At 61.5% G+C, this 11,039-nt stretch carries 12 protein-coding genes; 10 read left to right on the top strand and 2 right to left on the bottom strand.

What is annotated here, in order from left to right:
• The coding region (locus BLU15_RS39265; RefSeq protein WP_143034332.1) for an aldehyde dehydrogenase family protein at nt 1–173 on the bottom strand (173 nt) is incomplete at its 3' end.
• Between the two features lie 220 nt (nt 174–393).
• Here BLU15_RS39265 and BLU15_RS35885 point away from each other — a divergent pair.
• The 8 genes from BLU15_RS35885 to BLU15_RS35850 all read left to right on the top strand — a co-directional run bounded on the left by BLU15_RS35885 (nt 394) and on the right by BLU15_RS35850 (nt 8,825).
• A complete protein-coding gene (locus tag BLU15_RS35885; RefSeq protein WP_090301961.1) occupies nt 394–1,428 on the top strand; it encodes an ABC transporter substrate-binding protein in 1,035 nt (344 codons plus the stop codon).
• Nucleotides 1,429–1,432: 4 nt separating this feature from the next.
• The gene (locus tag BLU15_RS35880; protein WP_034796056.1) at nt 1,433–2,236 is read left to right on the top strand and encodes an ABC transporter ATP-binding protein; all 804 of its coding nucleotides are present in this window, start codon (nt 1,433–1,435) and stop codon (nt 2,234–2,236) included.
• Nucleotides 2,236–3,072: an ABC transporter permease gene (locus tag BLU15_RS35875; RefSeq protein WP_034796058.1), complete on the top strand. Its 837-nt coding sequence runs from the start codon at nt 2,236–2,238 to the stop codon at nt 3,070–3,072. The genes BLU15_RS35880 and BLU15_RS35875 overlap by 1 nt, the downstream gene beginning before the upstream one ends.
• A 112-nt stretch (nt 3,073–3,184) precedes the next feature.
• Complete coding sequence (locus BLU15_RS35870; protein WP_034796075.1) at nt 3,185–4,540, top strand: FAD-dependent oxidoreductase; 1,356 nt, start codon at nt 3,185–3,187, stop codon at nt 4,538–4,540.
• A complete protein-coding gene (locus BLU15_RS35865) occupies nt 4,537–5,694 on the top strand; it encodes a CaiB/BaiF CoA transferase family protein (protein WP_090301959.1) in 1,158 nt (385 codons plus the stop codon). The genes BLU15_RS35870 and BLU15_RS35865 overlap by 4 nt, the downstream gene beginning before the upstream one ends.
• Nucleotides 5,691–6,464, top strand: a complete 774-nt coding sequence (locus BLU15_RS35860) for an enoyl-CoA hydratase-related protein (protein WP_090301957.1) — start codon at nt 5,691–5,693, stop codon at nt 6,462–6,464. The genes BLU15_RS35865 and BLU15_RS35860 overlap by 4 nt, the downstream gene beginning before the upstream one ends.
• Before the next feature lie 43 nt (nt 6,465–6,507).
• A complete protein-coding gene (locus BLU15_RS35855) occupies nt 6,508–7,431 on the top strand; it encodes a LysR family transcriptional regulator (protein WP_034796085.1) in 924 nt (307 codons plus the stop codon).
• Between the two features lie 128 nt (nt 7,432–7,559).
• Nucleotides 7,560–8,825 (top strand): amidohydrolase family protein, encoded by a 1,266-nt coding sequence (locus BLU15_RS35850; RefSeq protein ID WP_090301956.1) that lies wholly within the window; start codon nt 7,560–7,562, stop codon nt 8,823–8,825.
• A 56-nt stretch (nt 8,826–8,881) separates the two neighbouring features.
• Here BLU15_RS35850 and fdxA read toward each other — a convergent pair whose 3' ends face one another.
• The gene (gene fdxA / locus BLU15_RS35845) at nt 8,882–9,220 is read right to left on the bottom strand and encodes a ferredoxin (protein ID WP_090301966.1); all 339 of its coding nucleotides are present in this window, start codon (nt 9,218–9,220) and stop codon (nt 8,882–8,884) included.
• Between the two features lie 453 nt (nt 9,221–9,673).
• Here fdxA and BLU15_RS35840 point away from each other — a divergent pair, with 453 nt between their 5' ends.
• Together BLU15_RS35840 and BLU15_RS40455 are read left to right on the top strand one after the other, a co-directional pair.
• The gene (locus tag BLU15_RS35840) at nt 9,674–10,528 is read left to right on the top strand and encodes a type IV toxin-antitoxin system AbiEi family antitoxin domain-containing protein (RefSeq protein ID WP_371590386.1); all 855 of its coding nucleotides are present in this window, start codon (nt 9,674–9,676) and stop codon (nt 10,526–10,528) included.
• Nucleotides 10,518–11,036 (top strand): nucleotidyl transferase AbiEii/AbiGii toxin family protein, encoded by a 519-nt coding sequence (locus BLU15_RS40455; RefSeq protein ID WP_244546929.1) that lies wholly within the window; start codon nt 10,518–10,520, stop codon nt 11,034–11,036. The genes BLU15_RS35840 and BLU15_RS40455 overlap by 11 nt, the downstream gene beginning before the upstream one ends.
• The last annotated feature ends 3 nt before the right edge of the window (nt 11,037–11,039 follow it).

The raw sequence follows: 11,039 nt of genomic DNA, 5'->3' as shown, positions 1-11,039 counted from the left end.
GAGCGCGACCAGGCCGGAAACGCCGCCTTGGCGGCAGCGATCGCTGCGCGCGCATCCTCGGCTGACGCGCGGGCGTATTCGCCGACCACGTCGTTGGTATCGGACGGGTTGATGTTGCGGAACGCTTCGCTACCGGCGATCCATTCCCCATCGATCAGGTTTTTCTGCACCATATCTATCCTCCGCGGCGCTCACACTTTGATCATGTCTCTGCTTATCGGATGCGATGGATCCGGCAGAAAGAACAATCTTTCGACCCCGCCATTGCCAAAACGGCAAACCTAAATTCCGACCCGAGCGTTGCCGTATCGGCAATGCCAACCGCTAAAAATTGTGCTTTATGAGATGCCAAATTCCATCATCATCGCTCCCATAACAAGCAAGGGGAACGATATGTCTCGTTTTATGATGAACCGCCGAGGTTTCCTTTCGAATGCGGCCGCAATGGGCGCGATTGCCGCAACTCATAGCCTCATCAATGTTTCACCAGGCCTTGCGGCCGATTCCGCGACGATACGCATGCAGCTCGGTTGGCTGCCATCGAACGGGCTTCTCGGAGAGCTCGTGGCCCGCAAGAAGGGTTACTACGCCGAGAAGAGCATAGAGCTCGAAATCGTGCCCGGCGGACCGAATGTCGATGGTGTTGCGGGCGTTGCCGTTGGCCAGTCGACCATCGGTCAGATTTCCTCCAGCCCGTCAGTCATGCTGGCTCGTTCGGCCGGCGCACCGATCAAGGCATTCGCCGCCGGCTACCAAAAACATCCTTTCGCCTATTTCTCTCGCAAGGCAAATCCGATCGCCAAGCCTCAGGACATGATTGGCAAGACGATCGCCGCGATCCCGACCTCGGTCATTCTTCTGCGCGCGCTTCTCGCCAAGAACGGCATATCGGAAGACCAGGTCAAGATCGTCAACATGGGCTCGGACATGAACCAGCTCGTGACCGGCCAGGCCGATGCGGTCTGTGGCTGGCTGACGAACGTCAACGCCCTGAAGGTGCTTGGGGATGACCGGGTCGATCTGACGCTCTGGGATGGCGGTATCCGGCTTTATGCCAACGTCTACTATACCACCGACGACCAGCTGCAAAATCACGCGGACCAGCTCGCAGCCTTCGTATCCGGTTCGGCGCGCGGGTGGGGTTATGCCCGCGACCATCAGGAAGAGGCCGTCGACATCCTGCTTGAATCCTACCCCAACCTCGACAAGGCGAGCGAGCTGGAGGCCATCGGACCGCTGATGAAGTTCGTGTTCAACGAAACCACCGCGAGCGAGGGTTGGGGAGGCATGGACCAGGCAAACTGGTCGGAGCAGATCAAGACCTACGCAGACCTCGGCCAGTTCACCGGCCCGATCCCCAATGTCGATGACGTCTACACAATGGCAATCCTGGATGCGACGGCCGATGTCCGCAAGAGTGTAGGATAAGGCGATGTTGGAAACGCTTATCAGACCTGGCCAGGCTTCGCTCGGCAACGCCGCGGTGTCGGTGAAGAACCTTCACATTCGCTTTGGCGCGGATGATTCAGGCTTCACCGCACTCTCCGATGTCTCGGTCGAGATACCGGCCGGCTCGCTCGTGACCATGCTCGGCCCATCCGGTTGCGGCAAGTCGACTTTGCTGCGTACGGTGGCGGATCTCGTGCACATCACCGACGGTTCGGTGTCCGTCCATGGCCAGACACCGCGCAAGGCGCGCGAGGGACGCGATTTCGCCTTCGTCTTCCAGGAAGCGACGCTGCTGCCGTGGCGCAATGTGATCGACAATGTGCGTCTCCCGCTGCTGGTGGGGAAACGCGAACCGGGCGCGACCTATGCCGATCCGGAAGAGCTTCTCGCCCTCGTGGGCTTGAAGGGGCGCGAGAAGGCGATGCCGCACGAATTGTCGGGCGGCCAGCGCCAGCGCGTCGCGATCGCCCGGGCACTGGTGACCCGCCCGCGTATTCTCTTGATGGACGAGCCTTTCGGCGCGCTCGACGAGATCACGCGCGACAAGCTGAACGAAGAACTGCTGCGCCTCTGGCAGGAAACCGGCACGACGATCCTCTTCGTCACCCATTCGATCCCCGAGGCCGTCTTCCTCGGTCAACATGTGCTGATGCTCGCCGCCCATCCCGGCCGCGTCAAAGAGTTCATGAAAGTCGACTTGCCCTATCCGCGAACGCTCGCGATGCGCGACACGGTCGAGTTCATCCAGGTGACCGCCCACCTGCGCAAACTTTTGGGAGAATGCTGATGGCGAATGCCCTTCCTTCACAGGCGGAAGGCCGCGCTTTGACCGACGGCAACCGGTTCCGGATACTCGATGGTCTTGCCGCTGCGATCCTGCGACATCTTCCGGCGACACTCGCGATCCTTGGCTGCATCCTTTTGTGGCAACTCGTCGTCTGGGGTTTTTCGGTGCCGACCTTCATGGCGCCCGGACCGGTCGACGTCATCAAGGCCTTCGGCGAAAACGCCGGCGTGCTCTGGACGAACTTCTGGCCCACGCTCATGGAGGCCGTTCTCGGTTTTATCTTCGGCAATGTCATCGCCGTCCTTCTGGCGGTCTGGTTCGTCTATAGCCCGCTCGCGGAACGCGCCTTCTATCCGATCGCCGTCATCATCAAGTCGATCCCGATCATCGCGCTTGCCCCGATCCTGGTGCTGCTTGTCGGCAACGGCATCGCGCCGAAGATCATCATCGCCGGCCTGATCTGCTTCTTCCCGACGCTGGTCAACATGGTGCAGGGACTGAAGTCGGCGAGCCCCGCAATGCTCGACCTGATGCGCATCCTGTCTGCCAGCAATTCCGAAATCTTCTGGAAGGTTCGCCTGCCGGGCTCGTTGCCTTTTCTGTTCGCCGCGCTGAAGATTGCGGCAACCAGCAGCGTGATGGGCGCGATCGTCGCCGAATGGATCGGCTCCAGCTACGGTCTCGGTGCGCTGATCATCGAGGCGACCTACAATTTCCGCTCGCCGCTGCTTTACGCGACGGTGGTGATTGCGGCCTCGCTTGCCGTGGTTCTCTTCTTTGCCGTCTCCTACGCGGAATCGAAGATCGTCCGCTGGAAACCGACGACGGACCACTGACCCCCAAACCCTTTGCTGCCGGACCTGGATAACCGGGTCCGGTCCACCGACGAAGTCACTGGCTGTGAGCTCCTCACATTTCGCCGGACACGTCCCCTATGGAGGAACGACCATGGAAACAATCAGAGAACCCCTGCGCAATGCCCGGATCGTCGACCGCTCGGACGTCGTCGTCGTCGGCGGTGGACCGGCTGGGATCTCCGCCGCGGTTTCGGCGGCACGCACCGGAGCCAGCGTCACGCTTATCGAACGCTATCCCTATGTCGGTGGCCTTGCCGCAGGCGGTATGGTTCTGGTGCTCGACGACATGGTCAACGGCGTCGAAATCACCGTGCGTGGCATCTGCATGGAAATGATCGAACGGATGAAGACGCTCGGCCTTTGCGTCACGCCGACGGATGGCGACCGCCAGCTCGATATTCGCGATACGCCGGAAGCCTGGCAAAGATGGGCGCGCTGGGGCCTGTTCGACTTCCACACGCCGTCTGCGCCGCACCCGATCTGCTATGCGGCCGCCTTCGATCCGGACGCCTTCAAGCGCGTCTCCTATGACATCCTGCGCGAATCCGGCGTGAAGCTGAGGACCCATAGCTGGTTCTCCTCGGCGATCGTCGAGAACGGCACGATTAAGGGTGTGGTTTGCCAGACGAAATCCGGCCGCGAGGCCATCATGGGCGACGTCGTCATCGACGCCTCGGGCGACCTCGACGTCGCGGCCGATGCCGGCGCCCAGCATACGGACGGCAATTTCATCCTGACGACGGTTTCCCGCTGGGGGGGCATCGACACTGAAGCCGCCGAGCGCTTCGAATTTGAGGAACCCGAAAAGTTCAAGGCAATCGACCACGAGGCCAAGCGTCTGATTGGCGGTTGCTGGTCGTTCTGGTGGCTGAAGACCCCGCTGCCGGGCGTCATCTGGCTCAACTGCCCGCACATGCCGAAGCTCTCTGGCCTCCGTGTCGAAGACTTAACCTATGCGGAACTCGAGGGCCGTGGCCGCATTGCCCGCCTGCTCGACTTCGCCCGCGCCAACCTGCCGGGCTTCGAAAATGCCCATGTGATCGACTTTGCGCCGCAGACGGGCGTGCGCCAGTCGCGACTGCTCCAGGGCGAATATGTCGTCACCAAGGACGACGTGATGAACCGCCAGCACTTCACCGACACAGTGTGCCGTGGCCGCGACTACTACACGCCCTATAGGGCCATGCTGCCCAAGGAGGTCGATCAGTTGATCGTCGCAGGCCGGCATTATTCCGCGACCATTCAGGCGCAAAAATCGAGCCGCGAGATCCCGCCCTGCATGGCGATGGGCGAGGCGGCCGGTGTTGCCGCCACCGTCGCGCTCAATGCCGGCGTCAAGGTGCGAGACGCCGATGTCAAGGCGATCCAGAAGCAGCTGCGGGCGCAGGGCGCCGATCCCGGCGACGTACCATCCGAAAATGCAACCTATCTGGAGGCCGCAGAATGACGTCTCTTCCCCTCGACGGTATCCGCGTCGTCGACTTTACCCAGGTCATGCTTGGCCCGTGCTGCACGCAGATGCTGGCCGATTACGGCGCCGAGGTCATCAAGGTCGAAAAGGCCAAGATCGGCGACCTCTCGCGCTGGTCGCTGGGCTCCGACCCGGATGGCCTCAACAATCCGGTTTTCTCCTCGCTCAACCGCAACAAGAAGAGCCTTGCACTCGACCTCAAGCAGGACGAGGCGCGGGCAGCCGTCCGCGCGCTGATCGACACTGCCGACGTGGTCGTCAACAATTTCCGTCCTGACGTCATGGAGCGCATGGGTTTTAGCTATGAAGAGCTGAGGCGGACAAACCCACGGCTGATCTACGCCGTCGGCACGGGCTTCGGCCTTGAGGGTCCCTACCGGCACAAGGGCGGGCAGGACATCCTGGCGCAGGCGCTTTCGGGCGTCATGCGGCGCAAGTCCGACGCGAGCCATCCGCTGTCGATCTACGCGACGCCGCTTGCCGACTACTCGGCCGGCATGCACCTGGTGCAGGGCATTCTGCTTGCCTTGCTGCATCGCGAAAAGACCGGGCACGGCCAGCAAGTGGCGGTCAGCCTCTACAGTTCGATGCTCGCCATGCAGATGCAGGAAGGCACCACGCACATGATGCGGGAAAAGGACCTGAACTGGGGCGCCTTCCCGCTGACGGGCGTGTTCGAGACGACCGACGGCGCCATCGTCATGGTCGGTGCCTTCAAGCAGAATCCGCTGCGCGACATCTGCAATGCCCTTGAGATCGAGGACCTGTCCCTCCAGCCGCAATTTGTCGATTTCGACGCGCAGATGCAGCGCCGTCCGGATTTGCAGCAAATCTTCCGCGAGGCGTTCGCAAAAAACAGCAGCGCCCATTGGCTCGGCCGCTTGGAACAGGTGGACATTCTCTGCGCACCGGTACGCTCGCTTCCCGAAGCCCTTAACGACGAACAGACGACGATCAACGGCATGATCCTGGACGCGGGAGAGACGAAGGCCGGTCCGATCCGGCTGGTTGGTTCGCCGATCGACATGTCGGCGGCGACCGTGACGGTTCGCATCGCGCCGCCGACGCTCGGCGAGCACAATGACGAGATCCTTTCGGGGCTTTCGGTTCGTCAGGGAGATGCGGCATGAGCGTCACCTTCGTGGTAGAGGATCGCGTCGCAAGCGTCACTCTCAACCGTCCCGAGCGGATGAACGCGGTGGATGCCGCAACCGAGCGCGAACTGGATGCGATCTGGGAGGAGATCGAAGCACGCGACGACATCAGCTGCGTCGTCTTGACGGGCGCCGGCGAACGGGCGTTCTGCGCCGGGGCGGATCTGAAGGGGGCTGAAAAGACCGGCCTTGATTACTGGACCGAAAGCCGGCCGAACGGCTTTGGAGGACTGGCCTTTCGCCGGTCTCTGGATGTTCCTGTCATCGCGAGGGTCAATGGCTATGCGCTCGGTGGTGGATTCGAGATGGTTCTCGGCTGCGATATCGTCATAGCTTCGACGGAGGCGGCCTTCGGCCTGCCCGAGGCTCGCGTCGGGCGCCTGCCGCTCGATGGCGGCATGGTGCTTCTTCAGCGCAGGGTCCCGCACAACCTTGCCATGGGTGTGCTGTTGACCGGTCGGCGGTTCTCGGCCGCCGAGATGCACGCCTTTGGTATCGTCAACGAACTTGCCGAACCGGGCGAGCTCGACGCGGCCGTCTCCCGCTGGGTGAAGGAAATCGTCGCCTGTGCGCCGCTCTCGCTGCGCGCCATCAAGCAGACGGTCAATCGCACCGGACACCTGTCTCCGGCGGAAGCCCAGGGATTACGCACGCCCGCGCTTGTGAGGGCGCTGAACAGCGAGGATGCGCTGGAAGGTGTGCGCGCTTTTCAGGAGAAGCGCGCGCCCGTTTGGAGGGGACGGTGAGCGTGTTATAGGTCGGGGCCCAGGGGAGGAGGGGTCCAATCGAATGCACGCCAGCATCCTGAAATACTTCGTCTCGGTCGCGCGGTCCGGGTCCATTCGCAAGGCCTCCGAGGAGCTTCATGTCGCATCCTCGGCGGTCAGCCGGCAGATCAAGAAACTGGAGGACGAGCTTGGGATCGCGCTCTTCGAGCGGCTTTCGAATGGCTTGAGGCTGACAGTTGCCGGGGAAAACGTGCTGCGCCACGCCCGGGTGACGCTGGAAAATTTCGAACTGCTGCGCAGCGACCTCGGCGCCCTGCAGGGGAAAAAGACCGGTCGGGTGCAGATGTCCTGCCTCGATAGCCTGGCGATCCAATTCCTGCCGGACATGGTCAACGCGTTCCACAGTATCCATCCCGGCGTGAGCTTTCACATCCACACCGCCGGCCACGGCAATATCAGCAGCCTGGTCGCCGAGGGCGATGTCGATATGGGTCTGACCTTCGATCTGGCCCGGCCTGACGATACCGAGATGCTCTTTCGCGTGCCGATGCCGCTGATGGCCTTCGTCGGACGGGAACATCCGCTGGCCAAACAGCGGCAGGTTTCGCTTGCCGAATGCGCCCAGTACGACCTTCTCCTGCAACTCGACACGCAACCGATCCGCTCGCTCATCGAAATCGAACTCTCGGTCTTCGAGCGGACCGGGCGGCCTTTTGTTCTCTCAAACAGCCAGATGATGCTCAAACCTTTCATCCTGTCCGGTCAGGGCGTGGCTTTCTTCACGCCGATCGGTTTCCTCGCCGAGATCAGATCGGGCGATCTCGTCGCCATACCGCTTTCCGGCTCGCGCCTTCAGAACCTGCATGTCGGGATTCTGGTGCAGCGACGCCGGCAGCGCACGCATGCGGCGGAAGCCGTCATCGAATTTGTTGGCGCGGAACTGCAGAGGTTCAGCGACCAGATCATGGAGGCGATCCATCCGTGAATACAGGATCCGTTCCCGGGCGACTTCTCTTGCGACCGGGCCACGAGGCCGCAGGGCGCACGCAAAATCTGTTGGATCATTTGCCTGAGGGCGCCTCATGGACGACGATCCCGGCCGGTGCTTTGCTTATGCCGCCGCCCGTCAACGCCCATGACCATGGTTATGGCATCCGCACGCTCGATTTTGGCAACGCGGACGATGCCCTGGAAGTGTGGATCCCGGGACTTCGGCTTCGACCGCGAACCGAGCCCTACCTGGAAGCGCTGGTGGCCTTCTCAAGGTTGGCGCAAACGGGCGTCGGCGCGACCATGCATTGCCATAATTCTTTGAACATCGACCGTCTCGTCGACGAGGCAGGCGCGGTCATGCGCGCGGCGTGCGACGCAGGCATTAGGCTTGCGCTTTCCTGCCCGCTTCTCGACAACGATCCGTGGGCCTATGACGGCGGGCCTCAGCGATTGCGGCCATATCTTGATCCGGCAGACTGGGACGATCTCAGCGGCTCGATCCCGAGCTATGCGTCGCCATCGGTGCAGATCTCGGCAGCCGACGCGGTCGCTGCGGCCAACACAAGTCCGTTGATCGATGTGCAGTATGGTCCGATCGGGCCGCAATGGTGTTCCAATGCACTGCTCGAAGCGATCGCCGAGGCCTCTCACGCAACCGGCCGGCGCATTCACATGCATCTCCTTGAAAGCCCGAGGCAGAGGCAATGGCTGGATCGGCGCTTTCCGCAAGGGGTTGTCCGATACCTCGACGAGATCGGCTTCCTGTCGCCCCGCCTCGCCGTCGCCCACGGCGTCCAGCTGCGACCGGACGAGCTGGAGCTGCTGGCGGCAAGCGGCGTGCAGCTCGTTTCGAGCCCGTCGGCGAATTTGCGCCTGCGTTCAGGCGTGGCGCCGGTCGCCACCATTCCGCCAAGCGGCCCCGCTTTCGCGTTCGGCCTCGACGGAACAGGCTTTGACGACGACCAGGATCTCTGGCGCGAATTGCGCCTTGCCCATCTGCTGCATGGCGGCTGCGACTTGACGCGAACCTTTACGGCGGGACGTGTCTTCGATGCCGCGATCCAAGTCGGCGCCAAGGTGGTGAACGCCCCGGCGAACGAAGACCTGGTGCTCGTGGATTACGCTGCGCTGATTGCCGACAGCCTGTTGGACGACCTGGATGAAGCGGAGGTGCTGCTTACCCGGATGACCGCCGCGCATGCAAAGGCGCTCTATGTCGGCGGACAGGAGATCCTGTGCGATGGACGGTTGACCCGGGTCGATTTCGAGGCTGCCCGGGCCGAACTCCTGCAGCAGGCGCGCGCTGACCTTCCGCGGTTGACCACCGAGCGCGCACGCGTGAACAAGCTGGCCGCGGCAACAAGGGCCTATTACGCCAGCTGGTGAGCGCGGCGACAAGGCGGTAGGCGTCACCCGCCGGTCTCCTATAGGGGGCGGACTTGCTAAGCGATCGCGGCTGCCTTCTCGAAGGCGGCAACGAAAGGATGGTCCTGCGTCGTGGAGCACTCCTTGCTCCAGCCGCCGGGCGACCCCATCCCCGTGACATCGGACCCGAAGAACTCCTTGTTCACAGCGATGAAGTGGCGCTGGTTGTTTGGTATCTCCTGATCCCAGACAATGGCATCGACGGGGCAGATCGAAAGACAGAGCCCGCAATTGATGCATTCGTCGGGGTGGATGTAGAAGGTGCGGCCACCCTCGTAAATGCAGTCCACAGGACAGGCGGCGGTGCAGTCGCCATCCTTCACGTCGATGCAGGGTTCGGTAATGACATAGGCCATCTTGCGGATCTCTGAAGAGTTGCTTGCACGGCCATTATTCAGAGTTTCCCTTGCCGAAGAAGCACAGATATTCGCAAGGTCGATTGCCAAAAAGGCAACGTCCGGGGCCCGTTCTCTCGTGCTTGGGCCTGTCGCCATGGCGAAGTGTTGCACAAGCGCGAGCCGTGGAACGCGCGTGATCGCCCGAACGTAGAGAGAGCCGGCAATCCCGAATGCGAGCTCGGTTGAGAGGCGTCGGTGATCGCTGCGACAGTTATCGCGATCCGATCTCGTGGTGGCAACGGGACGAGAAGACAGTAGGCCAACGATTCCCGGGCGCGTTGATTGCGGCTATCAAACCTAGAGAAAAAGACGGACGACCTACTTTGGATGGGCCGATTTTTGTCAATTTTCAATTGACATTTGCAGCTTTTTTTAAAGTGCCAGTGGCGATAACTTTACAGGCGCGCTACAATGTCAAACATGAGTGGACAAAGCGAGACAAAGCTAAAGCAGCTTCTCCAAGCCGTCCCACCTGGATTCCTGGTGGACACTGCGTGGATGGCTCGTCACGCCATCTCGCGACAATCGGTTTCGGGCTACGTCAAACGCGGTTGGTTGGAACCAACATTGACGGGCCTCTATCGACGTCCATTTTCGCCAGACACGAACCCGGATGCCGTTACGGGATGGAAGATCCCTTTGCTTTCGGCCGTATGGCTGATGCGGCACAAATTCCACGTTGGCGGGGCAAGTGCTCTCTCCCTGCGGGGCCACAGTCACTATCTCTCGCTCAGCGGCGAGTTCGTTCTTTGCCTCTACGGCTCCGACATTCCGTTGTGGCTGTCGAAACTGCATACCGATGCGCGGATCCTGACCAGAAGCGCCAATTTGTTTGGAGACGCGGCCCTCGGCGTTGAACATTCTGATTTCAATCTATCGGACGATGCCGACGGCGAGGTCGCCCTGAGCCCCTGGCGCTGGCCGATCCCGATGTCGTCTCCCGAACGCGCGATCATCGAAATGCTCGATGAGCTGCCAAAGAGCGAAAGCTTCCACACCGTCGACATGGCGTTCGAGAGCCTGGCCAATCTGCGCCCTAAGCTGCTGACAAGACTTCTGGCGGAGTGCCGAAGTGTAAAGACCAAGCGCCTCTTCTTCGTTTATGCAGACAAGCACGGGCACGCCTGGCGCAGGCACATCGACATGTCGGCGATCGATCTCGGCACGGGCGACCGAGCACTCACCCCAGGTGGTCGGCTTCACCCGGCTTACCGAATCACCATCCCAGACGAGCTGATGCCAAAGGAGACGCCCCGTGGCGCGTGAGCAATATATGCGGCAGGTGGAACTCCTGGTGAGGACCCTTCCTTTCATTGCACGTCAGGAAACCTTCGCCCTTAAAGGTGGCACGGCGATCAACCTCTTCTACCGCGACATGCCGCGACTATCAGTCGATATTGATCTGACCTATCTCCCGATCGAGAATCGCGAGACGACGCTGAAAGGTATCGACATCACACTCGAGCAAATCCGCGACGACCTACTGCGAAACCTCCGGGGTGTCACGGTGCAGAGGATAGCCGGCGGAGGCAACAACGACACGCGCGTCCTCGTCCGGCAAGGAGGCGCCGAAATCAAGATCGAGACCTCGCCGGTCGCCAGAGGGACGGTCCACCCGCCTGAATTACGACGCGTGAGCGAAGCGGTCGAAGACGAATTCGGCTTTGCGGAAATGCAGGTCGTTTCGTTCGAGGACCTTTTCGGCGGCAAGCTGCATGCAGCTGTCGACCGCCAGCATCCACGTGACTTGTTCGGTACGAGAATGAAGGTCTGACAG

Origin of the sequence: Ensifer sp. YR511 (assembly GCF_900103045.1) — a bacterium.
Classification (GTDB): Bacteria; Pseudomonadota; Alphaproteobacteria; order Rhizobiales; family Rhizobiaceae; genus Ensifer; species Ensifer adhaerens.
This window is presented reverse-complemented; position numbering and strand designations above follow the sequence as displayed.